At 63.0% G+C, this 25,812-nt stretch carries 25 protein-coding genes; 12 read left to right on the top strand and 13 right to left on the bottom strand.

Annotation, left to right across the window (positions count from 1 at the left end; genetic code table 11):
• Positions 1-6 precede the first annotated feature (6 nt).
• From GVL52_RS14545 to queF, 3 genes are all read left to right on the top strand, one after another.
• A complete protein-coding gene (locus GVL52_RS14545) occupies positions 7-726 on the top strand; it encodes a hypothetical protein (protein WP_160008263.1) in 720 nt (239 codons plus the stop codon).
• A gap of 236 nt (positions 727-962) precedes the next feature.
• Positions 963-1,877: a CDF family cation efflux transporter EmfA gene (gene emfA, locus GVL52_RS14540; protein WP_160008261.1), complete on the top strand. Its 915-nt coding sequence runs from the start codon at positions 963-965 to the stop codon at positions 1,875-1,877.
• Complete coding sequence (queF, locus tag GVL52_RS14535) at positions 1,878-2,342, top strand: preQ(1) synthase (protein WP_160008259.1); 465 nt, start codon at positions 1,878-1,880, stop codon at positions 2,340-2,342.
• 59 nt (positions 2,343-2,401) lie between these two features.
• Here queF and GVL52_RS14530 read toward each other — a convergent pair whose 3' ends face one another.
• Both GVL52_RS14530 and GVL52_RS14525 read right to left on the bottom strand, forming a co-directional pair.
• Positions 2,402-3,202, bottom strand: a complete 801-nt coding sequence (locus GVL52_RS14530) for a glycosyltransferase family 25 protein (RefSeq protein ID WP_160008257.1) — start codon at positions 3,200-3,202, stop codon at positions 2,402-2,404.
• A gap of 135 nt (positions 3,203-3,337) precedes the next feature.
• Positions 3,338-4,171 (bottom strand): DUF2076 domain-containing protein, encoded by an 834-nt coding sequence (locus GVL52_RS14525; protein WP_160008255.1) that lies wholly within the window; start codon positions 4,169-4,171, stop codon positions 3,338-3,340.
• A 266-nt stretch (positions 4,172-4,437) separates the two neighbouring features.
• On the opposite strand from GVL52_RS14525, the gene GVL52_RS14520 reads away from it, so the two are divergent.
• From GVL52_RS14520 to leuA, 3 genes are all read left to right on the top strand, one after another.
• On the top strand, positions 4,438-5,022 hold the full coding sequence (locus GVL52_RS14520; RefSeq protein ID WP_160008253.1) for an ATP-dependent Clp protease proteolytic subunit: 585 nt from the start codon (positions 4,438-4,440) through the stop codon (positions 5,020-5,022).
• Between the two features lie 172 nt (positions 5,023-5,194).
• Positions 5,195-6,379, top strand: coding sequence for a benzoate/H(+) symporter BenE family transporter (locus GVL52_RS14515; RefSeq protein ID WP_160008251.1), 1,185 nt, complete (start codon positions 5,195-5,197; stop codon positions 6,377-6,379).
• 323 nt (positions 6,380-6,702) lie between these two features.
• Positions 6,703-8,412 (top strand): 2-isopropylmalate synthase, encoded by a 1,710-nt coding sequence (gene leuA / locus GVL52_RS14510; protein ID WP_160008249.1) that lies wholly within the window; start codon positions 6,703-6,705, stop codon positions 8,410-8,412.
• Between the two features lie 75 nt (positions 8,413-8,487).
• Here leuA and GVL52_RS14505 read toward each other — a convergent pair whose 3' ends face one another.
• The 4 genes from GVL52_RS14505 to GVL52_RS14490 form a co-directional block, all read right to left on the bottom strand.
• Positions 8,488-9,330 (bottom strand): anti-sigma factor, encoded by an 843-nt coding sequence (locus GVL52_RS14505; RefSeq protein WP_160008247.1) that lies wholly within the window; start codon positions 9,328-9,330, stop codon positions 8,488-8,490.
• A gap of 1 nt (position 9,331) precedes the next feature.
• Positions 9,332-9,838, bottom strand: coding sequence for a sigma-70 family RNA polymerase sigma factor (locus GVL52_RS14500; protein ID WP_160008245.1), 507 nt, complete (start codon positions 9,836-9,838; stop codon positions 9,332-9,334).
• Positions 9,839-10,000: 162 nt separating this feature from the next.
• The gene (locus tag GVL52_RS14495; RefSeq protein ID WP_160008243.1) at positions 10,001-10,561 is read right to left on the bottom strand and encodes a M48 family metallopeptidase; all 561 of its coding nucleotides are present in this window, start codon (positions 10,559-10,561) and stop codon (positions 10,001-10,003) included.
• A gap of 145 nt (positions 10,562-10,706) precedes the next feature.
• On the bottom strand, positions 10,707-11,615 hold the full coding sequence (locus GVL52_RS14490) for a metallophosphoesterase (protein WP_160008241.1): 909 nt from the start codon (positions 11,613-11,615) through the stop codon (positions 10,707-10,709).
• Positions 11,616-11,731: 116 nt separating this feature from the next.
• Between GVL52_RS14490 and GVL52_RS14485 the strand changes: the two genes are divergently transcribed.
• Positions 11,732-12,175, top strand: a complete 444-nt coding sequence (locus tag GVL52_RS14485) for an NUDIX domain-containing protein (protein ID WP_160008503.1) — start codon at positions 11,732-11,734, stop codon at positions 12,173-12,175.
• A gap of 32 nt (positions 12,176-12,207) precedes the next feature.
• On the opposite strand, the gene GVL52_RS14480 is transcribed toward GVL52_RS14485, so the two are convergent.
• Positions 12,208-13,194, bottom strand: a complete 987-nt coding sequence (locus GVL52_RS14480) for a glutathione S-transferase family protein (RefSeq protein WP_160008239.1) — start codon at positions 13,192-13,194, stop codon at positions 12,208-12,210.
• Between the two features lie 273 nt (positions 13,195-13,467).
• Between GVL52_RS14480 and GVL52_RS14475 the strand changes: the two genes are divergently transcribed.
• Both GVL52_RS14475 and GVL52_RS14470 read left to right on the top strand, forming a co-directional pair.
• Positions 13,468-13,968, top strand: coding sequence for a GNAT family N-acetyltransferase (locus GVL52_RS14475; protein ID WP_160008237.1), 501 nt, complete (start codon positions 13,468-13,470; stop codon positions 13,966-13,968).
• A gap of 74 nt (positions 13,969-14,042) precedes the next feature.
• Entirely contained in the window at positions 14,043-15,356 is a 1,314-nt protein-coding gene (locus tag GVL52_RS14470; RefSeq protein ID WP_160008235.1) for an MFS transporter, read from the top strand.
• Between the two features lie 55 nt (positions 15,357-15,411).
• On the opposite strand, the gene GVL52_RS14465 is transcribed toward GVL52_RS14470, so the two are convergent.
• From GVL52_RS14465 to GVL52_RS14445, 5 genes are all read right to left on the bottom strand, one after another.
• Positions 15,412-15,879, bottom strand: coding sequence for an N-acetyltransferase (locus GVL52_RS14465; protein ID WP_160008233.1), 468 nt, complete (start codon positions 15,877-15,879; stop codon positions 15,412-15,414).
• Positions 15,880-15,981: 102 nt separating this feature from the next.
• Entirely contained in the window at positions 15,982-18,051 is a 2,070-nt protein-coding gene (locus GVL52_RS14460; protein WP_160008231.1) for a hypothetical protein, read from the bottom strand.
• A gap of 1 nt (position 18,052) precedes the next feature.
• A complete protein-coding gene (locus tag GVL52_RS14455; protein ID WP_160008229.1) occupies positions 18,053-20,863 on the bottom strand; it encodes a DUF4159 domain-containing protein in 2,811 nt (936 codons plus the stop codon).
• Positions 20,860-21,780, bottom strand: coding sequence for a DUF58 domain-containing protein (locus GVL52_RS14450; RefSeq protein WP_160008227.1), 921 nt, complete (start codon positions 21,778-21,780; stop codon positions 20,860-20,862). The genes GVL52_RS14455 and GVL52_RS14450 overlap by 4 nt, the downstream gene beginning before the upstream one ends.
• A gap of 26 nt (positions 21,781-21,806) precedes the next feature.
• On the bottom strand, positions 21,807-22,817 hold the full coding sequence (locus GVL52_RS14445) for a MoxR family ATPase (protein ID WP_160008225.1): 1,011 nt from the start codon (positions 22,815-22,817) through the stop codon (positions 21,807-21,809).
• Positions 22,818-22,979: 162 nt separating this feature from the next.
• Between GVL52_RS14445 and GVL52_RS14440 the strand changes: the two genes are divergently transcribed.
• From GVL52_RS14440 to GVL52_RS14430, 3 genes are read left to right on the top strand one after another with little or no spacing between them, the layout of a single operon-like run.
• Positions 22,980-23,603 (top strand): DUF1285 domain-containing protein, encoded by a 624-nt coding sequence (locus GVL52_RS14440; protein ID WP_160008223.1) that lies wholly within the window; start codon positions 22,980-22,982, stop codon positions 23,601-23,603.
• Complete coding sequence (locus GVL52_RS14435) at positions 23,600-24,250, top strand: CoA pyrophosphatase (protein WP_160008221.1); 651 nt, start codon at positions 23,600-23,602, stop codon at positions 24,248-24,250. Before GVL52_RS14440 ends, GVL52_RS14435 begins: the two co-directional genes overlap by 4 nt.
• Positions 24,247-25,500, top strand: a complete 1,254-nt coding sequence (locus GVL52_RS14430; RefSeq protein ID WP_160008219.1) for a CCA tRNA nucleotidyltransferase — start codon at positions 24,247-24,249, stop codon at positions 25,498-25,500. The genes GVL52_RS14435 and GVL52_RS14430 overlap by 4 nt, the downstream gene beginning before the upstream one ends.
• A gap of 18 nt (positions 25,501-25,518) precedes the next feature.
• On the opposite strand, the gene GVL52_RS14425 is transcribed toward GVL52_RS14430, so the two are convergent.
• Positions 25,519-25,704: a DUF1059 domain-containing protein gene (locus GVL52_RS14425; protein WP_160008217.1), complete on the bottom strand. Its 186-nt coding sequence runs from the start codon at positions 25,702-25,704 to the stop codon at positions 25,519-25,521.
• Positions 25,705-25,812: the final 108 nt, after the last annotated feature.

Genomic DNA, 25,812 nt, shown 5'->3' with positions numbered 1-25,812 from the left:
GGTCCTATGCAGCGATCATTGATATTTTCGATTATTTTTTCAGTAAGCGTCACCGTTATCGGCCTTTGGCCATCTTCAGGCAACACTGCCGATCGTGCGACACCGGAGAAAGCGATTTCTGCCCATATCGACGCCATCGCCCATCAAGACTTCAAAGCCGTCATTGCTACCACCACTGTGGACAAAATGAGTGCGCAGTCCGACTTCGTCGCTGCTGCAAGCCGACTTCAGATGCTCAGCGCTTCGTACCCCATGCCACCCACCGACCCGCTCTTTGTTGACATCAACAGAGCAAAGTTTACCAGCCAGATATCTGAGCAGGTTCAGCTGCTGATCTACGGCCTGATGACCACAACTGATTTCGTCAATAGCAGCACCGTTCGAGTTGATGCAGCTGGCATTAACGGTTTCGTCGATTCATTACGTGCCGATCGGCTCAAAGGTCTTTCGCTTTTGAAAATCGGCATTCCCAACCCCAGAATCATGAACAGCAAAATGCATCAGGCCAATATGGCTTTGCTTGCCGGTAACAATGGTGCCGATGAAATGACCGAGCGGGTTGCCCTGCTTTCGTTCGAGGGAAGCCAGTATGCGATTGGCTTCACCGTCCTGCGATATGGCGACGACTGGGCCATACTCTCGCAAACTTCAATCGCGGCCGCCACCAGCAGCTTGGGGAAACCAAGACGCATGTCGTCTGCAGATTTCGATGAAATGCTCCGCTAATCGTAGACCTGACGATCGCTTGTGGTGCAATCTGGCCTGTTTTGCGTTCCAACGCTTGCGTGCCGTCCACGCCCCGCCACTTCCACTTTGACAAATCCCCATTTCTGGCCCATATCCCCCGCAACAGCCGCCTGCGCGATTTTCGCGCGGGCGGTTTTGCGTTTGAATGGCATTGTTTCTGCAATTCGTTCGCATCCGCACTGGCACGACAGACTTGAACTACGCAGGGGGTAGATATGAGCGAACAGGGCAATCTTACGGTTCGGCGGCTGGCATTCTGGGGCATCCCGATGTCGCTCGGCGTCATGGGCCTGAAGATGGTGGCCTGGTGGGTGACCGGTTCAGTGGCGCTGCTTTCGGACGGGCTGGAATCGACGGTCAACGTCGTTGCCGCCTTCATCGCCTTCTTCGTCATCCGCTATGCGCAGAAGCCTGCCGATCACGACCATCCGTTCGGCCACCACAAGGCGGAATATCTGTCGGCGGTCACCGAGGGCGTCCTTATTGTCGTCGCGGCGCTGCTGATCGTCAACGAGGCGGTCGGGCATCTGTCTGATCCGCGCATGCTGGATGCGCCGGTGCTGGGTCTGTCGATCAATTTCGCGGCGGGCGTGATCAATGCGGTGTGGGCCCGGCTTTTGATCAGGACCGGACGCACGTATCGTTCGGCGGCGCTGACGGCCGATGGCCAGCACATCATGTCCGATGTGGTGACGTCGGTTGGCGTGCTGATCGGCCTGCTTTTGGCACTTGCCACCGGCTATGCGATCTTCGACCCGATCCTTGCCATTCTCGTTGCCATCAACATTCTCTACCAGGGCTGGAAGGTGATCTCGCATTCGATCGGCGGGCTGATGGACCAGGCAGTCGAGCCGCATGAGGAGATCGCCATCAAGGATGCGATCGCCACGCATGCGACGGGATCGCTCGGGGTGCACGACCTGAAGACGCGCCGCGCCGGCGCCGTCACTTTCATCGATTTTCATCTTGTCGTGCCAGCTGCGATGTCTGTAAGGCAGGCGCACGATATCTGCGATCGCCTTGAGGATGCCATTCGTGCCGTGCATCCGGGCTCCAGCATCGCCATTCACGTCGAGCCGGAGGGCGAAAAGGCCCACGGCATCCGCGTCAAAGTCATCAAGGAGGCATGAATGCCCAATACCGACGTATCCAGCCTGTCCATGCTGGGCCAGCAGACCGAAGCCCCGACATCGCCCGAGACGGCGGTGCTGGAAAAGGTGCCGTCCAACCATGCCGGGACCGAGTATGTGGTGCGCTTCACCGCACCCGAGTTCACCTCGCTCTGCCCGATGACCGGGCAGCCGGACTTTGCCCATATCGTCATCGATTACATCCCGAACGAATGGTTGGTGGAATCGAAGGCGCTAAAGCTGTTCCTGCATTCGTTCCGCAATCACGGCGCTTTCCACGAGGACTGCTCGATCTATATCGCCAAGCGGCTGGTCGAACTGCTCGATCCGAAGTGGCTGAGGATCGGCGCCTACTGGTATCCGCGCGGCGGCATTCCGATCGATGTGTTCTGGCAGACCGGCAAGCCGCCGGAAGGCGTGTGGCTGCCGGATCAGGGTGTGGCGACCTATCGCGGTCGCGGCTGAGGGCTTGATTTCAGACAACGGCGGCGATGACCTCTTATCGCCGCCGGTTGCCGATCCGATCAGTCTGCTGATCCGGCGGGGTCGAGCGAAAACTTCGCCTTGTCGATCTCGACGGCACGCTTCTCGCTGCGGAATGCACCTCTCAGCAGATTTCGCGCCTTGATGGCTTCGAGCCAGAGCCGCAGCAGATGCTTGCGCTGCCTGCCTTGCGGGCGAAACGTGTCGTCATTGGCCATGCGCAAGAACACCGGCTTGTCGGAATGCTCTTCGAGAAAGCGCTGCTGGATCACAGGTGCCGGTTCGATCTGGTAGGCTTTCAGCCAGGCGCGGTGCCAGAAGAAAGCGTCGATCAGTGAATAGCGCTTGGTATCCTCAAGCATTCTTGCGGCTGCCTCCGGGCCGATGATGTAGGCAGCGAGGCCGAGGCGGTTCTGGAAGACGCGGCTGGCCTTGAAGCCGGCCTTGGCGTCTGCCCAGAATGGCGATTTGCCGAGGATATGTGGCAGCGGCACGAATTCGAGATCGTAGACGCAGTTCCAGTCGTCGTTGCGGGCAGCGATGGTTTCCATCACCTCTGCGATATCGCTCGACAGCACAGCGTCGTCTTCGAGGATCAGCGTCTTTTCCTTGCGCTCGACAACGGCTTTCCACGCCATTCTGTGTGAGGTGAAGCAGGCGATGTCCTGGCGCAGTGTCGGGCTCGGCCAGCCGTTGGCGGCCTGTTGGCAGTCTTCGGCGGAGAGGTCGCGGGCTTCGAAGGCATCGAGGAACTGATAATCCAGCCCGAGCTTCGTCATCTGCTGCGATTGAAAACGCCGTCTCTTGTCTTCGGCTATGCGGCTGATGATGAGGGTCTTCACTGCTGTCTCGCCTGCTCCGGAATTTTGGCGGACCTTATCTGGCAGCCTGGGCCTTATCAATGCGTGCGCAACGGCGCCCACCGAAACCTGGCATGGACAACGATCCGGCGGTCGCCGGATCGTTGGCTGTCGGCATCAGGCGTTGAAGCTGTCGTCGTTGCCGAAATCCGGCTGGTCATCGAAGCCGTCATCGCTGTTGTCGTAGTCCGCCTGCTGCAGACCGGCGTCGTCGTTGGTGTTGTCGTTATTGTCGGCGACCTGCTGGTTGTTGCCTGCGTCTTTGCCAGCGTCATTGTCTGCCTGCTGCTTGTCGCCGTCATTGTTGTAATAGTTGTTGATGACGGTTTCCTCCGTCGGCGCGCTGGCCGGCGTGGCGCCCGAACCGAGGCCGAGCGACGACATGTGGTTGCCGAAGATGCCGCTCAGCGAATTGGCAAGCAGCATGCCGCCGGCAACACCGGCCGCGGTTCCAAGTGCGCCCTGGAGGAAGCTGCCGCCGGCCGATGGTGCCGAGGCCTGCTGGCTCCACGGGCCGGATGGCTGCTGCTGCTGCATGGCGCGCGGGGCGGTATCGAAACCCTGGTTCTGCTGGATCTGCTGGCGCGGTGCTGCGCCCCAGGGGCCGGCATTGTTGCCGGAAGAGGGCGGGGACGGTTGCGGCGGCTGCGGTGGCTGGCTGCTGCCGAAGATCGAAGAGAGGAAGCCGCCGCCCTGTTCGGCCTTGTGATTGTCGCTCTGTTCGGCCTCGAGCTGGTGGACGCGCGCTTCGAGATCCTTGATGTGGCTGGCTGCGGCCTCCAGACCCTTTTCCTGAACGATGACGGCCTGGGCCAGATAATAGGCGGCGTAGGGCTGTTCGCGGGTGCTCTGATCGACCAGCGTCTCGGCATCGCGGTCGCGCGGGGTGGCGGCTGCGGTGCGGACACGGTCGAACAGGGAGGTCAGGAGCTGGCGTTCTTCGGGTGACATGGGCTGTCTCCTTGAATGCATGCCGGGATTGCATGCGTGGATTGTGCAGGGCATCTGCCGTGTGAATGACGTAGGAACGGATTGAGACTTTTCAAAGCCTGGCAAAGTTACATTTCAGTAAGTCCGTGTCAGTAAGTCCATGTCAGTAAGTCCGGGACCCCTAACCATATCTTCACCCGTTCCGTGGCTTGTCTTTTTCTCGCATTGTTTTACGCATTGAGTCGCACTATGTGCGGGGAACCCGAATTTACGTGAGAGAGGTTCGAATGAACGACGAAGACCAGGACGACAAGACGAAGGAACTGCCGCTCGGCAAGGAAACGGAGGCGAACCTTTTCAAGTCGCGTTCCATCTTCATTTATGGACCGATCAACCAGGAACTGGCGCAGAAGGTCTGCTCGCAGCTGGTGGCACTTGCCGCAGCCAGCGATGACGACATCCGCATCTACGTCAACTCGCCAGGCGGTCACGTCGAGTCGGGCGATTCGATCCATGACATGATCAAGTTCATCAAGCCGAAGGTCTGGATGATCGGGACCGGCTGGGTGGCTTCCGCAGGTGCGCTGATTTTCGTCGCAGCACCGAAGGAACGTCGCCTTTGCCTGCCGAACACCCGCTTCCTGCTGCACCAGCCCTCCGGCGGTACGCGCGGCATGGCGTCTGATATCGAGATCCAGGCGCGTGAAATCATCAAGATGAACGAGCGCCTGAACAAGATCATGGCAGCCGCAACCGGCCAGACCTACGAGAAGATCGCAGCCGACACCGACCGCGACTATTGGCTCTCTGCAGAAGAAGCCAAGACCTACGGTCTGGTTTCGCGCATCGTGACGTCGCAGAGCGATATCTGATCGCATGAGATGAAGGCGCCCTTGTCTGCCGGATGGCAGGCGAGGGCGCTTTTTTTGTTTGTGGACCACGGCCCTGCCATCTCTCTGGAAGGCCAGATAGCGCGTCATCTGGCCTTGCGGCCGGCTTTACGATACGGCTCCATGCAGCCTTTCTCGTCGCCAGAGTGCATCCATGCTCAAAGACTTTTCCGTCCAGGCCCTGTTCATGGGCGTTCTCACCGCTTTCGTCGGTTTCGCCAGTTCCTTCGCCGTGGTCTTGCATGGCCTGCAGGCGGTTGGTGCCACCGAGGCGCAGGCTGCGTCCGGGCTGATGGCGCTGTCGATTTCGCTCGGGCTTTGCGCCATCGTGCTGAGCGCCACGACGCGGCTGCCGGTCAGCATGGCGTGGTCGACACCGGGCGGCGCGCTGCTGGCCAGCACCGGGGTGGTCGAGGGCGGGTTCAATGCGGCGGTCGGGGCGTTTATCGTCTGCGCGCTGCTGATCGTCATCGCCGGCCTGTTCAAGCCGCTGGGGCGGGCTGTTGCCGCCATCCCGGCGCCGCTCGCCAATGCGATGCTGGCGGGGGTGTTGATCGGGCTCTGCTTTGCGCCGGTGAAGGCGATCGGGTTCAATCCGCTGCTCGGACTGCCGATCGTGCTCGCCTGGATCGTCGTTGGTGCCTTCAAACGGTTGTGGGCGGTGCCGGCTGCACTGGCGGCCTTCGTGCTGGTGGTGGTGGTCGGCGTCGATGTCCCTGTCGGGGCACTGGCAACGGTGAAGCAGTCGCTGGTGCCGACGGTCGAGTTCGTCATGCCGGTGTTTAATCTTCCAGCCTTCATCTCGATCGCGCTGCCGCTGTTCATCGTCACCATGGCGTCGCAGAATATTCCGGGCATCGCGGTGATGAAGGTCAATGGCTATCAGACCAGACCGGGGCCGCTGTTTGCCTCCACCGGCTTCTTCTCGCTGCTGTCGGCGCCGTTCGGCGGCCATGCCGTCAATCTGGCGGCGATCACTGCGGCGATGTGCGCCGGGCCCGACGCCCATCCCGATCCGAAGCGGCGCTACTGGGCAGTGCTGGTCTGCGGCATCTGCTACCTCATCCTCGGGCCGCTTGCCGGTGCGGTGACCGCCTCGGTGGCGCTGGCGCCGCCGATCCTGATCCAGGCGGTGGCCGGTCTGGCGCTGGTCGGTGCCTTCTCCGGCTCGGCGATGGCGGCGTTCCAGGCGCCCGAATCGCGCGAGGCGGCGGCGATCACGTTTCTGGTGACGGCCTCGGGTGTGTCGTTCGGCGGAATCTCGGGTGCGTTCTGGGGCTTGCTGGCGGGCGGGCTGATGATGGCGCTGTCGCGTTTCGTGCAATTGAGGAAAAAATAGACGGGGACTTGCCAGTTTTCTGCGCTGCGGCTATACACGCTGGCATGAAGAACACGGGCATCATGATTTCTGAGCAGATTGCACGCGGGCGCATCGCGCTCCGTGACAATACGCGCGCCCTGACATCGCTTCTTCTTCTCGGCCTTACACGCGGTTGCCGGGTCCGTTGAGGAGCGCCCGGCGGCCCAAAGCCCGCCCGGCCATAGCTCCTCTCGACTAATCCCAAAAATCGATAACCGGACACTTTGCACCGGATTCGTCATCGCCAACAGGCAGGCCATGCGCTATGACGCGGCTAGATGACGGGAATAGGAAGAGAAGACATGGACACGAAGACCCGCTCCCACGGCATGCCTGATGCAGCGATGAAATATCGCGCTTATCCGCAGGTCAACATTCCCGATCGCACATGGCCGACAAAGACGCTGACCACCGCGCCGATCTGGTGTTCGGTCGACCTGCGCGACGGCAACCAGGCCCTGGTCGACCCGATGGGTCACGACCGCAAGGCGCGGATGTTCCAGTTGCTGCTCGACATGGGTTTCAAGGAAATCGAGATCGGCTTCCCGTCGGCTTCGCAGACCGATTTCGACTTCGCGCGCTGGTGCGTCGAGCAGGGCAATGTGCCTGACGACGTGTCGCTGCAGGTTCTGGTGCAGTGCCGCCCCGAGTTGATCACCCGTACCTTCGAAGCGCTCGAAGGCGCCAACCGTCCGATCGTGCATTTTTATAATTCGACCAGCGAATTGCAGCGCCGCGTGGTGTTTGCCAAGGACGTGCAGGGCATCAAGCAGATTGCCGTCGATGCCGCCAAGATGATCTCCGACATGGCTGCCAAGGCGGGCGGCGGTTATCGCTTCGAATATTCGCCTGAGAGCTTTACCGGCACAGAGCTGGATGTGGCGCTGGAAATCTGCAACGCCGTCATTGCCGAGATGAAGCCGACGCCCGACAACAAGCTGATCATCAACCTGCCGTCGACCGTCGAGATGGCGACGCCGAACGTCTATGCCGACCAGATCGAGTGGATGTGCCGCAATCTCGACAATCGCGAGAACCTGATCATCTCGCTGCATCCGCACAATGACCGCGGCACCGGGATTGCCGCCGCCGAACTGGCCTTGCTGGCCGGCGCCGACCGCGTCGAAGGCACGCTGTTCGGCAATGGCGAGCGCACCGGCAATGTCGATGTCGTCACCATGGCGCTGAACATGTTCACGCAGGGTGTCGATCCGAAGCTCGATTGCTCTGATATCGAGCGGATGAAGGACGTGTTCGAATATTCGAACCAGATGCCGATCGGCGATCGCCATCCTTACGTCGGCGAGCTGGTCTATACCGCCTTCTCCGGCTCGCATCAGGATGCGATCAACAAGGGCATGAAGGCGATCAAGGTCGCCAACCATCCGGTCTGGGAGGTGCCTTACCTGCCGATCGATCCGCAGGATGTGGGGCGTTCCTATGAGGCGATCATCCGCATCAACTCGCAGTCCGGCAAGGGCGGCATCGCCTACATCCTGCAGCAGGATTACGGGCTGAACCTGCCGCGCAACCTGCAGGTCGAATATCGCGAGGAAATTCAGCGGATCACCGACGAAGAGGGCAAGGAATTGCCGTCGAAGCGGATCTACGAGCATTTCATCGAACGCTACGTGACGCAGCCGAAGGGCCGCATCAAGTTCGTCGATCACCACACCTTTGCCGATCCCGAGCACAAGGGCGTTCGCGTCGTTGCCGCCGAGATCACCGACAATGGTGTGACCAAGCAGATCGAGGGCCGGGGCAACGGCCCGATCGACGGCTTCATCAATGCGCTGTCGTCTTATCTCGGCATCGAGATGTCGGTGCAGGATTATTCCGAGCATTCGCTGCAGCATGGCTCGAATGCGGCCGCCATCTCCTATGTCGAGACGGCTTATCCCGGCGGCAAGATTTTTGGCGCCGGCATCAGCACCAATATCGTCGGTGCGTCGCTGGAGGCAATCGTTTCGGCTGCCAACCGCGTGCTCGACATGAAGGCTGACAAGGCCTGATCGTTTGAATGACAAAAGCAGGCGTCGGTTGCGGCGCCTGCTTTTTTGCTGATTTCGAGTATCGTGGTCGCCGGGTCAGATCGCGGTGGCGATCTCCATCGCCAATTGGCTGAGCGAGGCTTCCGACGAGGGGCCGACCAGCACATAGGAGGTTCCGGCATTGTGCCAGGTGACCAGACCGATCTCGTCGCGGATCGTTTCCTTGAAATCCTCGGTATCCTCGGGCTGGTTGTCCTTGCGGAAGGCAATGGTCGCCAGATCGCCATCGGCGCTGGTGTAGATCAGTTGCCCGACCGGACGGCCGTTGGCCAGCACGACGCGCGCACCCTGGAAGGTCCAGCCGTCGGAGACGAGATCGGGCACACGGAAGGCGACGCCGACCGATGTTGTCAGCCAGGTGGATATCTCTTCTGCCTGCGAAGCCGGCACCTCGACGATGTGGCGCGGCTGGCGGGCGAGCAGCCGCTGGATGGAAAGGATGTCACCCAGCCAGTCATTGGCATTGGCCGCTGATGCCGCGTCTGCCGCTTGGGTGGCGAGCGTCGCATTGTGGCTTTCGGATACGAGATAGCCGATGCCGCAGCCGGCGATGAAGAGGAAGACGGCGGCCGCGAATGCCTGTGGTCCCGATGGCGTCAGCTTCAGGGACTGGCGCGACAGCCGCGGTGCGACAGGTGCCTTTGGTGGCTGTACGCTCTTGATTGCGCGCACCAGCGCCAATGGAACCGGTTCCTTCAGGATGTCGTCGAGCCGGCGCTTGCCGAAATCGGTGCCGTGGCGCAGTTTGTCGTAGATCCGCCTCGCACCGTCATCCGTTGCCAGCCGCTGTTCGAGCTCGTGCTTTTGCTCCGGCGTTGCCTCGCCGTCGAGGAGGGCGGTCAGCTGGGCATCGAGCGGCAGTTTCTTGAAATCGAGCAAATCAGTACCTGTTGCTATAGTCGTCCGCGAGGCTGGCGAAGTGCATCCTTGCCTGTGCCAGCTGCGAGACTATGAGGGTGGGGGCGACGCCCATGACATCGGCGGATTGCTGGTAGGAATGGCCCTCGATGACCACCAGCAGGAAGGCGCTGGCAATGCCGTCCGGCATCTGCGCGATCATCTGGTGGATGGCATCGGAGTCCATCACCGTGGACCGGTCGCGCACGGCGTTTCGGATGTCCGTGACGTTGGTGCGCTGGCCCGCGTGCGGCTTGCGCTTGCGGTTGTCCTCGGCCCATTGCTGGCGCAGCAGCGTGTAGACCCAGCTGTCGAGCCGGCCTTCTCCCTGCCATTGATTGCTTCTGGCAATCGCACGCTGACAGGCTGCCTGGACCAGTTCGTCGGCACCGGCTGAATCGCCCGCGAGAGTCATCGCGAACCGGCGCAACCGGGGCAGAAGACCCACTAGGTCACGTCTGATATCGATGCTCGTCACGGGTTGACGCATGGTGTTTCCAAGGTGATTGGCTGGTATCGGGAAGCGGTATCCGGCCGAATGCGATTTTGATCGTCTCTGTGTCCTTTATGAAACAATTAGCCGTTGCTGCGCAAGCAGGACGCCACTTATCTCACGGGTTCCCAAAGCTTTTTTCGGGCGGACCTATCTCTCTCAATAGGTCCGGTAGCCATTCAGGGATTGAAGCAGCGAGCGGTAGGCCCAGCTGTCTTCGCCGCCGCGGTCGCGGATCTCGACCAGCTGGACGCGTGCTGCCTGAACATCACCCTGTTCCATCAAAGCTTGTCCCATGTATGACCGCGCCAGAATATAGTTCTCGTCGGCCTGCAGGGCCTTGCGGTAATAGGACATTCCGAGATCCATCCGGCCCGCCTTGCGGTTTGCGTAGCCGAGATAGTTGAGGATGCGGGGATCGTTCTGGTTGTCGGCGAGGCGCAGAACCGTGATGGCATTGTCATACTGGCCGGCATAGGAGAATTCACGGGCGGCCTTGTAGAGGTCGTCGTCGTTGAAGCTGCTCTTCTTCGGCTTGACGCATTCCTTCTTGGTCTTGTCCCACATCTTGCCGTCGGCGCATTTGGTGGTGGTCTCGGTCTTCGGCGGCGGCTTGGTTTCGTCGCTCTCATCACCGGCGGCAAAGGCGGGGGCAGCAAAGGCGAGGGCGAGACAGCCGGCCAGGGCCAGACTGCGAAACGGAGGAGGCGTGGATCGCATGCGGCAACTCCATGAAAAAAGCGCTAATATACGAAGTGTACGCCTAGATTGAGAAATACCAAGGGGGCGCGGCGCAAGTTTTCGGGTTTTCTGGTGTCTTCGCGCAATGAATCAACGTGTCGCCCAACTGATTCCGCAAACGGGGCTAAAGCCTGAAAATATCGACGCTTTCCGGATTGATGTCATCGCCTGACGGGCTGAGGCTGAAGCGTTCGCCCTTGAGGCTCCATGCGCCCGGCGAACCGTCGATGCTGAAGAGGTTGTAGGCGGCCGCGGGCTTGGAACCACCGGGGCCCTGCGAGCCGGAGGCGATGCCGACGACTGGTACGGGACCGGTCTGGCCACGCAGCCAGTGGACGGTGTTGAGATGGGTGTGGCCATGCAGCACGAGCTCGGCGCCGCCGGTGGAGATGACGGCGGCGAAGCGGCGGATGCCGATCATCCGCTTGTGGAAGGACGTGGCACCGCGGATCGGCGGATGGTGGATCATCACGACACGGAAGAGGCCGGCTTCGCCGGCGGCGCGCAGCATGTTGACGGTCTCGCGGGCCTGCCGTTCGCCGAAGAAGCCGCTGGCGGCAAAGGGGGGCGTGGCGACGGCCGTCGAGCAACCGATGATCGCGACTTTGCCGCGCACGCGCAGATACGGGAAGATGTGCTTGCCTTCCTGCCATTCGGCAGGAGCGAGATCGCCGTGGACGTTGTCGTACCAGGCGCGCATCGATTTTTCATAGGCTCCGGGCACATAAGCGTCGTGATTGCCTGGTACCACCGACGTGTTGGCGGGATCGCCGAATTCGCGCAGCCAGCTTGCCGCGGCGCGGATCTCGATGCCGCTGGCGAGGTTCACGAGATCGCCTGTTATTGCCAGGTGATCCGGCTGTTTGTCGCGGATGTCGTCGAGCAGCAGATCCAGCGTGCCGCCGAAAAGGTGCTTGCGCCGATTTCGATGCCAGTTCACAAAGCCGGTAATACGCTTGGAAAACAGTTCGCGGAACGAAAGATGGGGCAGCGGACCGAGATGGACGTCTGAAATGTGCGCGAGCTTGAACATGGGTGCACACATAGCTCACGACGGCATTAATTCAAACATATCTCGTCGCACATCTGCTTGAACGGATTGATGGAATTGGAAGAAGCTTGAAGGAAATCCGCCACTGGCAGTCGCGCATGCTGATGCGCGTGGTGCATATCTACTTCGCGCTGGCGCGCGGGATGACGATGGGCGTGCGTGCTGCCTGCTTCGATGCAGAGGGGCGCGTTTTCCTGGTGCGGCACAGCTACGTGCCCGGCTGGCATATGCCGGGCGGCGGGCTGGAGCGCAACGAAACCGCCGAAGAAGGGCTGATCAAGGAACTGCACGAGGAAGGCAATCTGAAGGTTATCGGGGTGCCTGAACTGTTCCAGGTCTATTTCAATACCTCCGCCAGCCGCCGCGATCACGTGGTGTTCTATCGCGTCACCGTCGAACAGACGGCGCCGCGGTTGCCGGATCGCGAGATCGTCGAATGCGGCTTCTTTGCACCCGACGCGCTTCCCGAGGGCACGACGGCGGCAACGCACCGCCGGCTTGCCGAGCTTTCCGGAGAGCGGCAGCCCGATCATTTCTGGTAGGGCTTGCCGCTTTCACGCCAATGGCTGCGTTATCAGGCTGCCGCGCGTTCGCCGCGGCCATGCGGGCGATCGAGATCGAGCAGCGGACCATCGGGCACGATGCCGGTCGGATTGATGGTCTTGTGGCTGCGATAATAGTGATCCTTGATGTGCGCGATGCTGACGGTCTCCTTGATCCCCGGCACCTGGTAGAGATCGCGCAAATAGGCCTGCAGGTTCGGATAGTCGGCGATGCGGCGGATGTTGCACTTGAAGTGGCCGACATAGACCGGGTCGAAGCGCACCAGCGTCGTGAACAGCCGCCAGTCGGCTTCCGTTACCCTGCTACCGAAGAGATAGCGGTCCTTGCCGAGGCGCTCTTCCAGCATATCCAGCGTTTCGAACAGCTTGGCGACGCTTTGCGAATAGGCATCCTGGGCCGTTGCGAAGCCGGCCTTGTAGACGCCGTTGTTGACGGTGTCGTAGATCACGGCGTTGAGGTCGTCGATGTCGGTACGCAGCTCCTCCGGATAGAAATCGGCGGTGGACCCCGTCAGGCCGTTGAAGGCGGTATTGAACATCCGGATGATTTCGGAAGATTCGTTGCTGACGATGGTGTTGGTCTTTGTGTCCCAGAGAACCGGTACGGTGACACGGCCGGAATAATGCGGATCGGCCTTCACATAGATGTCGGAGAGCGCCTTGGTGCCGAACAGCAGGTCGCCGGTGGCGCCACCGCCGACCTTGAACTCCCAGCCCTTTTCCAGCATCAGCGGATCGACGACCGAGACCGAGATCAGCTCTTCGAGCTTCTTCAGCTTGCGGAAGATCAGCGTGCGGTGCGCCCAGGGGCAGGCCAGCGAGACGTAGAGGTGATAGCGGCCGGCCTCGGCCTTGAAGCCGCCGCTGCCCGTTGGGCCGGCACTGCCGTCGGCCGTGATCCAGTTGCGGAACTGCGAGGCGGCGCGCTTGAAATGGCCCTTGGTTTCCTTGGTGTCGTACCAGACGTCCTGCCAGACGCCATCAACCAGCATACCCATCGTGTTGATCCTTCAATTCTTTCGTTGGAACTGTAGATATCGCAGTCGGCGGCGTTTTGCAGTGTGGCAAAGATTGAACAGTGCGTCACAACGTTTTCGCGGCATTATTTTTCTGTTGGACGACGGAATTTTTTCCTGCTATCGGCCTTTTCACGATTTCAGGAACCCGATTTGATGTTTGCACCCAGAAACCTGCGACGACGCTGATGCTCACGAACGCCTGAAGGCGCGCTCGCGAACCCATCACTCTGTCTATCCGGTTTCTGTCTCATCATGCACAAGCACGATCTGGTTTATCTCACTGAGGACGCGTCGCACGACGCTGCAATCGAACACATCAACGAAGAAGCATTCGGCCCCGGCCGGCATACACGTGCCGCTGCCCGCATTCGCGAGCAGGGGCCGCACGACCTGTCGCTGTCCTTCATCTGCGCCGATGATGGCGAGACGATCGCATCGGTCAGGATGACGCCTGTGATGGCTGGCGGCGTTCCCGGCCATCTGCTCGGGCCGCTGGCCGTGCGCCCGTCGCACAAGAACCGCGGTATCGGCCGCGAGTTGGTGCGGATTGCGGTGGAGGCTGCCCGGCGCAAGGGGTCCGAGGCCATCATCCTCGTCGGCGATCCGCCCTACTATGGCCCGCTCGGCTTCGAGAAGGTCGCCTACAACGCGCTGACCTTTCCCGGTCCCGTTGATCCCGGTCGGGTTCTGGTCGTGCCACTCGGGGACGAGACGCACGCCCGGCTGAAGGGCACAATCGGCTGGCGCAAATAGGCTGCTTGCTTTACTGAATCTCTGCAGTTTCCTGCGCTTTGCGTGATCTTTCAGAGGCTTGAGGGGAAGTAGGCATGGCTCGTATTTCAATCGACGAGGCTCTGGATCGGGCCGGAACCGGCGCCTTTCAGCGCAGGCTTCTGGGGATTTTCGGTCTCGTCTGGACAGCCGACGCCATGCAGGTGCTGGCCGTCGGCTTCACCGCGGCTTCGATCGCGGCCACCTTCGGGCTGACGGTGCCGCAGGCGCTGCAGACGGGCACACTGTTCTTCCTCGGTATGCTGATCGGCGCCTACGGCTTCGGCCGGCTGGCCGACAAGGTCGGGCGGCGGCGCGTGCTGATCCTGACGGTTGCCTGCGATGCCGTCTTTGGCGTGCTGTCGATCTTCGCACCGAGCTTTGCGGTGCTGCTGGTGCTCCGGTTTCTGACCGGTATCGCCGTCGGCGGCACCTTGCCTGTCGACTATGCGATGATGGCGGAGTTCCTGCCGGCGAAGAGCCGGGGTCGCTGGCTGGTGGCGCTCGAAGGGTTCTGGGCGATCGGGACGCTGATCGTGGCACTTGCCGCCTGGGCTGCGAGCGTTGCCGGTGTGCAGGATTCATGGCGTTATATTTTCGCGGTGACGGCGATCCCGGCGCTTCTGGGGTTGGGGCTGCGCTTCTTCGTGCCGGAATCGCCGCTCTATCTGCTGCGCAGCGGCCGGTTGGAAGAGGCGAAGACGACGGTCAACCGGGTGCTGGCGACCAACGGCAAGCCGGCGCTCGGTTTCGAGGAGGAACTGGTGTCCGCACCGCAGGGCGTATCCGAGGGGCTGTTTTCCGGTGGGCTTCGCCGCCGTAGCCTGCTGATCCTGGCGATCTGGTTTCTTGTTTCGGTGTCCTATTACGGCGTCTTCACCTGGATGCCGGCAAAGCTTGCCGGCGACGGCTTCGGCTTCGTGCGCGGCTATGGCTTCCTGGTGTTCGTGGCGCTGGCGCAGGTGCCGGGCTATGTGCTGGCGGCCTACGGGGTCGAAGCGTGGGGGCGCAAGCCGACGCTGGTGGGGTTCTGCCTGCTTTCGGCGTTGGGGTGCCTGCTATTCGTCGTCTCGACCAGCGATATGATGGTCGGCGCGTCGCTGCTGATCATGAGCTTTGCGCTGCTTGGTACATGGGGCGCGCTGTACGCCTATACGCCGGAGCTCTACCCAACCTCGGTGCGCGCCACCGGCATGGGGACAGCCGGCGCCATGGCGCGGCTCGGCGGGCTTGTCGCGCCATCGCTGATGGCGCTGGTGGTGTCCGAAGGGCTGGGCGTGGCGATCGGGTTGTTTGCGGGGTTCCTGGTGATTGCCGCGATTGCGGCCGTTGTGATCGACTCGGAGACGCGGCAGGTGTCGATCGCCTGATCTTCCGGTCTGATCGATTGCTGTCGCGGGTGCAGAGGTGCCCGGGAGCATGGCGTCAAAAACGCTTCTCCAGCCATGTCATGGAATGATCGCCGGAGAAATCCTTGAGCGAGCCGACCGGGGTAAACCCCTGGCGGATATAGGCACGCAGCGCCTGCGGGTTCATGGTATCGATATAGGCGCCGATGCAGCCGCGGGCACGGGCCTCGCCTTCAGCGAGTTGCAGCAACTTTCCGGCCATCCCCTGACCACGCATTTCGTCGGGCACAAACAGCATTTCAATATAGAGCCAGCCGCGGGCGGTGTAGCCGGTCAATCCGCCTGAGATGTTGCCGTCGGCGTCGCGCAGGCGGATCGCCACGGACTGGCGGCCGCTGGGACCGAAGGTGGCGATGTTGTAGGCGATCAGCTTGTCGGCGATTGCCTTGCGGTCCTTCTTCGACAGGACCGTGGTGACCTTCAATGCTGCGTGTTTGGGCTTCGGCTTGGACGTCTTGGGTCTGGTTGTGTTGGGGTTGGTCATCAGCTGCGCTCGAAACGGCCGCGCAGAGATTGCGCGGCTCGTTCTAGCGGATAGCAGAATCCCGAGTTTCCGTTAAGCCTCGGCCGACCTGTCTCGAACCGCCTACCGCCCCTCGCGCCACCACATGGCGCCGAAGGCGAGCAGCAGGATGCCGACGCCGGCGAAGCCTGCGAACAGCGGCAGGGTGTTGATTCCCTTCAGCACCGTCTCGTTCGTCAGGCGGATCTGCATGCGGTCGTTGTCGGCAACGCGGATCTGGCCACGCACCGGCAGGATCGGCGGGATGGTGATGGCGCCGTCGGCATCCGATACCCGGGTGACCAGACCCCTGGTCTTGTCGGTGATCGGCTTCAGCGCATCCGGTGTCGAGATCATCGCCTTGAACTCCGGCGCATCGACGGCGCCGACGTGAACCAGTGTGGTCATGTCGCCATTACGGATCTCGAACAGGCCGATCTCGTCCATGCGCTTGTCGGCCTTGTAGAGACCGGGCTCGGATTGGGTCAGCGGCAGCGTTTCGGTCTTGCCGGAGGGGTAGCGCACGGTGGCGTTGCCGGGATTGTCGCCGATGGTCTGGCGGGTGATTTCGAGCGTGCGGCCGGAGGCGCGGGCGGTGAGCGCCTCTTCCTCGAGCGCCGGTTCCTTCATCAGCCAGTGGGCGACGCGGCGATAAAGCGAGACGTGCGGCCCGCCGCCTTCGAAGCCGCGAGCCCAGAGCCAGCCCTGATCGGAGAGCAGCATGGCGACGCGGCCCTGTCCGGCGCGGTTCAGCACCAAGAGCGGATTGTTGTCGGCGCCGACCATGACGGTCTCGCCCTGCGGCGGCTCGACGCCGACGCTGCGGAACCAGCGGCCCCAATGGGGCGGCTCGTCGGCGGAGCCGTCGAGGCCGCGGGTGACCGGGTGTTTCTTGCCCTCGTCGGAGAGGCGCGGATAGAAGGCCTTCTCGATCATCTGGCCGGTGGGGGCGGCGGGCAGGACGGATGACAGCGGCGTCAGCGCGATCGAGTCCTGGCCGGCATGTTCGGGGCCGGCGGCAATCAAGAGCGCACCGCCGTTTTCGACATACTGGGCGATGTAATCGTAATAGAGGATCGGCAGGACGCCGCGGTGCTGGTAGCGGTCGAAGATGATCAGGTCGAAATCCTTGATCTTGTCGACGAAAAGCTCGCGGGTCGGGAAGGCGATCAGCGACAGCTCGTTGATCGGCGTGCCGTCCTGCTTTTCCGGCGGACGCAGGATGGTGAAGTGGACGAGATCGACGGAGGCGTCGGATTTCAGCAGGTTGCGCCAGGCGCGCTCGCCGGCATGCGGCTCGCCGGAGACCAGCAGCACGCGCAGGTTCTCGCGGATGCCGTCGATGACGTGGACGGCGCGATTGTTGGCCTGGGTGACTTCGCCGGGCAGGGTTGCGACCGAAAATTCCAGCACGTTGCTGCCGCCGCGCTCGACCTTGAAGGAGAAGGGCGTGTCCTGGCCGGGGGTGGCCTGCAGCGTGGCGATCTCGTTGCCGTTCAGCTTGACGGTGACGTCTGCGGTGCCGCCTGGGCTCGGGCCGTCGTCGAAGACGCGCAGCACCAGCTGCTGCTCCTCGTTGACGATGCCGAAGCGCGGCGCCTTGATGACCTCGATGCGGCGGTCGAATTCCTTGGCCTTGCCGGTGATCAAGCCGTGGATCGGGGCGTCGAAGCCGAGCGCCTGGTTGACGCCGGGAACGTCGTGGACCTGGCCGTCGGTAAGCATGATGGCGCCGCCGATGCGGGCGGGCGGAACGTCGGCGACGGCGGCCGAGAGCGCGTTGAACAGGCGCGTCGAGGGGGCGTCGGAATCCTCTGGCTCGGTGGCATCGACATAGCGCGGCTCGACATTCGGGAAGCGGGCAAGACGATCCTTGAGCGCGGCCAAGGCCTCGTCGGTCATCTTGATGCGCTCGGGCGTCTGCTGGCTCTGGCTGCGATCGACGATGACGGGGACGATGGTCGAGAGCTGCTCGCGGTCCTCCTGCATCAGCAGCGGGTTGGCAAGCGCCGCCAGAAGCGCCAGCGCCGCGATGCTGCGGACCCAAGCGCCACGCACGCCGCGGAAGATGGCGAGCGCTGCAATGGCCAGCACGAGAACCGTCAGGCCGGCAAGCAGCGGCCAGGGAATGAAGGGTGCGAAATCAACCGTCATGTCACTGTCCCAGCCGTTCGAGAAGCGCGGGGATGTGGACCTGGTCGGTCTTGTAGTTGCCGGTGAGCATGTACATCATGATGTTGACGCCGCTGCGATAGGCGTATTCGCGCTGGGCTTCGTCGGGCGGGACGGTCGGCAGCAGAGGCGTGCCGGTCTCGTCCACGGCCCATGCGCCGGCGAAATCATTGCCTGTGATCAGGATCGGCGAAACGCCGTCGGCAGTCGCCGCCGACTTGGCGTTGGTCGAGCGATTGTCCTGCCGTGCCTCGATCCACAGCGGGCTGCCGGCATAGCGGCCGGGGAAGCTGGAGAGCAGGTAGAAGGACTTGGTCAGCACGTGGTCGGAGGGGACCGGTTCGAGCGGCGGAATGTCGAGATTGGCGAGGATCTGCTGCAGCCGTTCGCCATTGGCGCTGCTGGCGCTGCCACCGAGGTCGAGCGAGCTGAACTGGTCGCGGGTATCGAACAGCACGGTGCCGCCGGAGCGCATGTAGGCGTCGATGCGGTTGATCGATGCGGCGGATGGCATCGGTGCGGTGGCCGAAACGGGCCAGTAGATGATCGGGTAGAAGGCGAGCTCGTCCTTGGTGAGGTCGAGGCCAACGGGCTTGCCCGGCTCCAGCGTGGTGCGGAAGGTGAGGAATTCGGTCAGGCCCTCAAGGCCACGCTCGGAGATGCGATCGACCTCCGGCTCGCCGGTGACGACATAGGCGAGGTGGGTGTTGTCGAGGCGCTGGAAGATCTGGTCGTCGCCGGGCTTGCTGTCGTCGGCGCGCGACTGGCCGGGCTGGACGAGGAAGGCGGCGCTAAGGGCGACGGCGATGAGTGCCGCGGTGCGGGCGGCGGGGCGCAGGCGCGAGAAGGCGCCGCCCATGAACATCACGATCAGGCTGTCCGCCAACAGCAGCAGAAAGGCCAGCAGGAACAGCGACGGCTTGGCCGACCATGTCTCGCCGCCGATCAGCCCTTCGCGCACCAGTGTCACGCCAGAGGCGTCGATCGGCTTCAGTTCGGTGTTTGCGGGCAGGACGTTCAAGGCGGTGAACCCTTCCTCGGAGCCGTAGAGGCCCGGTGGATTTTCGAAGCCGGCGACCGGGGTGGCCTTGGCGTTGGGGATCAGCGGCCGGGCAGCGCCGGTCTCGGTGGTCAAGGCGCCCTTGGCCGTCAGCAGGCGGAAGGGGGGAAGAGCCTCGGCCGTGGTGGCGCCGGATTCGGAGGTGACGCCGCCGGAGCGCGACAGCTGCACGAGGCGGCGGAGCATCTCGACGAAATTGCCTGATATCGGCAGGTCGGACCATGTGGCCTCGGCGCTGACGTGGAAGAGGACGATGCGGCCGGCATTCATCGGCTTCATCGTCACCAGCGGCGTGCCGTCGGCAAGGCTGGCCCAGGTGCGTTCAGCAAGGTCGGGGGTTGGTTCGGCCAGCACCTGGCGCTTGATGGTGACATCGGTCGGGCGCGGCATGCCGGCAAAGGGGCCGAAATTCGGGAACTCGGCCAGTTGCTGGGGCTCGGCCCAGGAGAGCGCGCCGCCGAGCGAGCGTTCGCCCTGGCGGAGCGTCACCGGCACCAGCGGATCGTCGGCGGGGGCAGCGGCAAGGCGCGGACCGGCAAAGCGAATCAGCGTGCCGCCATTGTTGATCCAGCGCTGCAGCGGCTCATAGGTCTCCTGCGGCAGGCGGCCGATGTCGGCCATGACGATGACGGAAGGATTTTGCGCCAGAAGATCGGGGATCGAGGTGGCGAGGTCGGGGGCGTTCGGCTCGATCAGGTCGGCGTAGGGCTGAAGCGCGCGCTGGATGTAATAGAGCGGCGACAGCAGCGGCTGGAAGCTGTCGCTGGCCTCGCCCGACAAAAGCACGACGCGGCGGCGCTTGAAGCCGTCGTCGAGCAGGTGGACGGCGCCTGCGGTGGCATGGTTGTCGACGCTGACGCGGGCGAAATCGTTGCGCATCTCGAAGGGGGCGGCAATCGAGCCTGTGGCGACCGACTGGCCGGGTTGGAATGACACCGAGCCCGCGGCAATGGCGCGGCCCTGCGCGTCCTGCGCCGTCAGCGGCAGGGTTGCGGCAAGCGCGCCGTCGAGGCGTGTGGCGGTGACGGTCATCGAATCCGCGGCGTTGTTGGCGGCGGTGATGGCGACGGTCTGCGTGGCGTCGCCTGAGATCAGCCGCAGCTGCGCCGGCAGCAAATCGGAAAGCTGGCGGACGGTGGCGTCGTTGTCCCTGGAGGCTGCACCATCGGTGAGGAAGGCGAGGGTGCCGGGGTGGGCGCCATTCAGTGCGGCGCGCAGGGCTTCGAAGGCGCGCTGGCGATCAGGCACCAGCGGCTGCGGCTCGGCGGCGCGGAGTTTTTCGCGGGCGACGGCGGCGGTGCCGGCGACGGCATCGTTGGTCGAGTCTGCGGTGAAGGCGATGGCGACGGGGGTGCCTGCGGCATCGGCGTCGTCGATCAGGGCGTCTGCGGTCTGGACGCGACGTTCCCAGTCGGGTGCTGTCGCCCAGCCGTTATCGACGAAGAGGACCAGCGGGCCACCCGATGCGATCGAGCTGGTGCGCGGGTTGAACACCGGGTCGGCGATGGCGAGGATGACGGCGGCGGCAAGCAGCATGCGCAGCAGCGTCAGCCACCAGGGGCTTTGCGACGGGGTCTCCTCGCGCTTCAGCACGGTGGCGAGGATGCGCAGCGGCGGGAAGACTTCGGTCTTCGGGCGTGGCGGGGTGAGGCGCAGCAGCCACCAGATGACCGGCAGCGCGACCAGCGCGCCGAGGATGGCGGGGTAGGCGAAGGCGAAAGGTAGGGCGTTCACAGCTGGCCTCCATGGGTGGCCTTGCCCGGCATGCCGGACAGATGCATGTGGACGGCGACCAGCGCCTCGGAGGCGAGGTGATCGGTGCGGTGACTGACGAAGGTCCAGCCGAGATGGCGCAGGCTCTGGCCAAGCGCATCGCGACGGTCGAGATAGGCGCGGGCGTAGGCCTCGCGGATGTTTTCGGCGCGGCCGGAGGTGAGCTTGGCACCTGTCTCCGGGTCGGTGAATTCGGTTCGGCCGCTATAGGGGAACAGCTCTTCGGCGGGATCTGCGACCTCGATCACGTGGCCGCGCATGCCGCGCCGGGCCAATGGGCCGATGCGTGACATGACGGCTTGCGCGTCATCGAGGAAATCGCCGATCAGCACCAGATCGCTCCAGCCGCGGATCATCGAGGTGTCGGGCAGGCCGCCTGTCAGCGGCGCGTGCATCAGTGCGACGGCCAGCCGTTCGGCGGCATTGCGGGCGGAGATCGGCTCCATGACGCCGGGGCAGCCAACGCGTTCGCCGGAGCGGGCAAGGATTTCGGCCAGCGCCAGCATGATCACCAGCGCCCGGCTTTCCTTGGAAACGCTGCCGAAGCTCGATTTGAACATCATCGACGGCGACATGTCGGCCCAGAGCCAGATGGTGTGGGCGGCCTCCCATTCGCGGTCGCGGATATAGGTATGATCGTCGCGGGCGGAGCGGCGCCAGTCGATGCGCGACAGGCTTTCGCCCTCGCTATAGGGCCGGAACTGCCAGAAATTCTCGCCGATGCCGCGCTTGCGGCGACCGTGCCAGCCGGCAATCACGGTGTTGGCGATGCGTTTGGCTTCCACCAGGCAATCCGGCAACAGGCTGGCGCGCTGCCTTGCTCGTGCAAGGGCATCGCTGCCTGGGGTCGGAGTGACGGTCTGTCCGATCGATGCCACGCGTGAGGCTTCCCTAATCTGTTTCGTTAGCCCTTGGCCTGCTTGACCAGCCCGGCGATGACGTCGCGGACCGACATGCCTTCGGCACGTGCCGCAAATGTCAGCGCCATGCGGTGCTGCAGGATGGGTTCGGCTAGTGCGTAGACATCATCCAGAGACGGGGCGAGGCGGCCTTCGTAAAGCGCGCGGGCGCGGGCGCAGAGCATCATTGCCTGGCCGGCGCGCGGGCCGGGGCCCCAGGCGACGTTCTTGTCGGTTGAGACGTTGCCCTGGCCGGGGCGGGCCGAGCGGACGAGGGCGAGGATGCCATCGACCACCTTGTCGCTGACCGGCATCTGGCGGATCAGCGTCTGGATATCGACCAGGCGCTCGGCATTCAGCACGGCTTGCGGCTTGGTTTCGCTGAGGCCAGTCGTATCCAGCAGGATCTGCCGTTCGGCGGCGAGTTCGGGATAGTGGACATCGACCTGCAGCAGGAAGCGGTCGAGCTGGGCTTCGGGCAGCGGATAGGTGCCTTCCTGCTCCAGCGGGTTCTGGGTAGCCAGAACGTGGAACGGTGACGGCAGGTCGTAGCGCTGGCCAGCCACGGTGATGTGGTACTCCTGCATCGCCTGCAGCAGCGCCGACTGGGTGCGCGGCGATGCACGGTTGATTTCGTCGGCCATCAGGAGCTGGGCGAAGACGGGGCCCTTGACGAAGCGGAAGGAGCGGCGGCCGCTTTCGTCCTGGTCCATCACTTCGGAGCCGAGAATATCCGACGGCATCAGGTCCGGGGTGAACTGGATGCGGTTGGCGCCGAGGCCGAGCACTTCGCCGAGGGTGGTGACGAGCTTGGTCTTGGCAAGGCCGGGGACGCCGACGAGCAGCGCATGGCCGCCGGAGAGAACGGCGAGAAGCGTATTCTCGACGACGCTCTCCTGGCCGAAGATCACCTTGGAGACCTCTCCCTTGATCGTGGCGATATCGGCAAGCGCTTTCTCGGCGGCGGCGACGATCGCCTTTTCATCGAGGGGGGCTTCGGTCTTCATCATACCCATCAGGCATCTCTCCAGCGGCTGATATCATTCATCGCGAATCGTCGGACTTTTACACGTGTGCCTCATACCCGATAGAGTTATGAAGATGTTGCGGGCTGACAAGTTCGTTTCGAATGACTATCTCGTGACATTCTTGGGTTAAGTGCAAACCGGGACGGAACAATGGCAGCCGAAGATATCAAGGCGACGACCGATGCGGCAGATCTGGCCGCATTGATTTCGCGCGCCGCTGGTGACACCGGCGACGGAAAACGCGGCCTTCCGCCGGTCGAAAAATGGAATCCGCCGTTCTGTGGCGACATCGACATGGAAATCCGCGCCGACGGGACGTGGTTCTACATGGGAACGCCGATTGGCCGGGCGCCTCTGGTGCGGCTGTTTTCAACGGTGCTGCGCAGGGATGATGACGGCAAGACATATCTCGTAACTCCTGTGGAAAAAGTCGGCATCCGTGTGGTCGATGCGCCTTTCGTGGCCGTGGAGATGAATGCGTCCGTCAGGGACGGGCAGGCACTGCTTACCTTCCGCACCAATGTCGGCGATGTTGTCGAGGCTGGCAAGTCGCATCCGCTGCGCTTCGTCATTCATGGGGATAACAAGGAATTGAAGCCGTACCTGCATGTGCGCGGCGGTCTTGAGGCGCTGGTGTCGCGGGCGGTGATGTACGAACTGGTGGAGCTCGGCGAGACCTTGGACGTCGATGGCGTCGCTATGTTCTGCCTGTGCTCCGATGGCGAGCTATTTCCTGTCATGCCGGCGAGCGAGCTGGACGCATTGTCGCGATGACCGATGGGATGCCAGATCGCCGGGCGCTCTATTCCGCCGCCGAATTCCGCCGGCGGGCACTGCACCAGATGGGTGGCCCTGTGGACGTGTCCTGGCGCGATCATGGCGACCATATCCTCAATCCGGAGATCGTCGCCGAGGTCGAGACCTTCAAGCTGCGCGATGCGGCGGTGCTGGTGCCTGTCATCGACGACGGCGACGAGGCGCATGTGATCTTCACGCTGCGCACTTCGACGCTGCGCAAGCATTCCGGCCAGATCGCCTTTCCCGGCGGCAAGATCGACGGCGAGGAGGAGACGCCGGAGCAGGCGGCGATGCGCGAGGCCGACGAGGAGATCGGGCTGAAGGGTCCTTTCGTCGAGACGGTCGGGCGGTTGCCGGTCTATCTCGCCTCGACGGGTTTTCGGATCACGCCCGTGCTGGCGGTGGTGCAGCGCGGCTTCGATCTCAAGCTCAATCCAGACGAGGTGGACGATGTTTTCGAAGTGCCGCTGTCGTTCCTGATGGCGCCCGGCAATCATATCCGCGACAAGCGGGTGATCGACGGGCTCGACCGGCATTTCTACCGGATGCCCTATGAAACGCGGATGATATGGGGCATCACCGCCGGCATCGTCCGCACGCTTTATGAAAGGCTATACGCATGACCAACCTTGCTCACGCAGCATGGTTCAACGACCCGGCGCTGAAGCGCGTCTTTGCTCTGCTCAACGCCGATGGCGGCGAGGGCCGCGTGGTCGGGGGCGCCGTGCGCAACAGCCTGATGGGACTTGATGTCAGCGATATCGATGTGGCGACGAGCTTGACGCCCGATGTGGTGATCGAGCGGGCAAAGGCTGTCGGCATCAAGGCGGTGCCGACGGGTGTCGAGCATGGTACGGTGACGCTTGTCATCGATCGCAAGCCGTTTGAGGTGACGACGCTGCGCGCCGATGTCGAGACCGATGGGCGCCGCGCCAAGGTGGCGTTCAGCACCGACTGGCAGACGGACGCCGAGCGGCGCGACCTGACGATCAACGCGCTCTATGTCGACGAGCACGGCGAGGTGGTCGATCTGGTTGGTGGGCTGGCTGATCTCGAGAAGCGCAACATCCGCTTCATCGGCGATGCCGCGACGCGAATTTCCGAGGATTATCTCCGCGTCCTGAGGTTCTTCCGCTTCTTTGCCTATTACGGCTCCGGCCGACCGGATGCAGACGGGTTGCGGGCCTGTGCGGCGGCGCGCTCGAAGCTCCAGACATTGTCGGCCGAACGCGTTTGGTCTGAGATGCGCAAGTTGCTGTCTGCCGACGATCCGGGGCGGGCGCTGTTGTGGATGCGGACGGTGGGAACGCTGACCGAGATCCTGCCGGAAACGGAAAAGTGGGGCATCGATGCGATCCCGGCGCTTGTCGCCACCGAGCAGGCGCTCGGCTGGAAACCCGATCCACTGCTGAGGCTGGCATCGATCGTGCCACCGGATGCGGCCCGATTGGCGGCGATGGCGGAACGGCTGAAATTCGCCAATGCCGAGGCGGCGTTCTTCAAGACTTGGGCGAATGCTGCCCCCGTCAACGACGAGATCTCGGCTGCAGCGTTCGAGCGGTTGCTCTATCGGAATGGTGCGGAGGGTATCGTCACGCGCATAAAACTCGCGCTGGCGGTGGCACGCGGCAAGGCGGAAGACGACATGAAGGAAATGGCGCGCTCGGCGCGACTGAACAAGCTGCTCGATCATGCAAAAAGATGGGTCAAGCCGGCATTTCCTGTGAATGGCACCGATGTGATGGCCAAGGGCATTCCATCGGGCCGGCAGGTCGGCGAGACGCTGTCAACGCTGGAAAATCAGTGGGTTGAAGAGAACTTCTCCTCCGACCGGGCGGCACTGCTCGCCCGGCTCGATGGTCTCACCAAATAATCAGGCCGAATCCAACAATCAGGCCGCGTGCGCTTCGTTGCGGATGCGGGCCTTGATGTTATCGACCATGTTTTCGCGGATGACGGTTTCGCCATGCGCGGATTTCATGTGTTCCACGGCGCGGCGGACGACTTCAGCGTCGTCGCTTGCGCGTGTATGCCAGCTGCATCCGGGGACCAGCGATCCACATTCGAAAAGTCTCATCGTCTCCTCCTGACTTGGATTCTTCTCATCACGCCCGGCGCGCATTTTGGCGTCGTCAGGCGTGTCTATGGGAATGCCCGAGCGATCAGAAGGTTCCGGCCGGGCGCC

The organism is Rhizobium sp. 18055, from assembly GCF_902706285.1.
Taxonomy (GTDB): Bacteria; Pseudomonadota; Alphaproteobacteria; order Rhizobiales; family Rhizobiaceae; genus Rhizobium.
This window is presented reverse-complemented; position numbering and strand designations above follow the sequence as displayed.

What these genes read in the sequence shown, in the direction of transcription:
- GVL52_RS14545 (WP_160008263.1), top strand. Translation starts at nt 7, where the DNA reads ATGCAGCGATCATTGATATTTTCGATTATTTTTTCAGTAAGCGTCACC.
- emfA (WP_160008261.1), top strand. Translation starts at nt 963, where the DNA reads ATGAGCGAACAGGGCAATCTTACGGTTCGGCGGCTGGCATTCTGGGGC.
- queF (WP_160008259.1), top strand. Translation starts at nt 1,878, where the DNA reads ATGCCCAATACCGACGTATCCAGCCTGTCCATGCTGGGCCAGCAGACC.
- GVL52_RS14525 (WP_160008255.1), bottom strand. Translation starts at nt 4,171, where the DNA reads ATGTCACCCGAAGAACGCCAGCTCCTGACCTCCCTGTTCGACCGTGTC.
- GVL52_RS14520 (WP_160008253.1), top strand. Translation starts at nt 4,438, where the DNA reads ATGAACGACGAAGACCAGGACGACAAGACGAAGGAACTGCCGCTCGGC.
- GVL52_RS14515 (WP_160008251.1), top strand. Translation starts at nt 5,195, where the DNA reads ATGCTCAAAGACTTTTCCGTCCAGGCCCTGTTCATGGGCGTTCTCACC.
- leuA (WP_160008249.1), top strand. Translation starts at nt 6,703, where the DNA reads ATGGACACGAAGACCCGCTCCCACGGCATGCCTGATGCAGCGATGAAA.
- GVL52_RS14500 (WP_160008245.1), bottom strand. Translation starts at nt 9,838, where the DNA reads ATGCGTCAACCCGTGACGAGCATCGATATCAGACGTGACCTAGTGGGT.
- GVL52_RS14495 (WP_160008243.1), bottom strand. Translation starts at nt 10,561, where the DNA reads ATGCGATCCACGCCTCCTCCGTTTCGCAGTCTGGCCCTGGCCGGCTGT.
- GVL52_RS14490 (WP_160008241.1), bottom strand. Translation starts at nt 11,615, where the DNA reads ATGTTCAAGCTCGCGCACATTTCAGACGTCCATCTCGGTCCGCTGCCC.
- GVL52_RS14485 (WP_160008503.1), top strand. Translation starts at nt 11,732, where the DNA reads ATGCTGATGCGCGTGGTGCATATCTACTTCGCGCTGGCGCGCGGGATG.
- GVL52_RS14480 (WP_160008239.1), bottom strand. Translation starts at nt 13,194, where the DNA reads ATGGGTATGCTGGTTGATGGCGTCTGGCAGGACGTCTGGTACGACACC.
- GVL52_RS14475 (WP_160008237.1), top strand. Translation starts at nt 13,468, where the DNA reads ATGCACAAGCACGATCTGGTTTATCTCACTGAGGACGCGTCGCACGAC.
- GVL52_RS14470 (WP_160008235.1), top strand. Translation starts at nt 14,043, where the DNA reads ATGGCTCGTATTTCAATCGACGAGGCTCTGGATCGGGCCGGAACCGGC.
- GVL52_RS14465 (WP_160008233.1), bottom strand. Translation starts at nt 15,879, where the DNA reads ATGACCAACCCCAACACAACCAGACCCAAGACGTCCAAGCCGAAGCCC.
- GVL52_RS14460 (WP_160008231.1), bottom strand. Translation starts at nt 18,051, where the DNA reads ATGACGGTTGATTTCGCACCCTTCATTCCCTGGCCGCTGCTTGCCGGC.
- GVL52_RS14445 (WP_160008225.1), bottom strand. Translation starts at nt 22,817, where the DNA reads ATGGGTATGATGAAGACCGAAGCCCCCCTCGATGAAAAGGCGATCGTC.
- GVL52_RS14440 (WP_160008223.1), top strand. Translation starts at nt 22,980, where the DNA reads ATGGCAGCCGAAGATATCAAGGCGACGACCGATGCGGCAGATCTGGCC.
- GVL52_RS14435 (WP_160008221.1), top strand. Translation starts at nt 23,600, where the DNA reads ATGACCGATGGGATGCCAGATCGCCGGGCGCTCTATTCCGCCGCCGAA.
- GVL52_RS14430 (WP_160008219.1), top strand. Translation starts at nt 24,247, where the DNA reads ATGACCAACCTTGCTCACGCAGCATGGTTCAACGACCCGGCGCTGAAG.
- GVL52_RS14425 (WP_160008217.1), bottom strand. Translation starts at nt 25,704, where the DNA reads ATGAGACTTTTCGAATGTGGATCGCTGGTCCCCGGATGCAGCTGGCAT.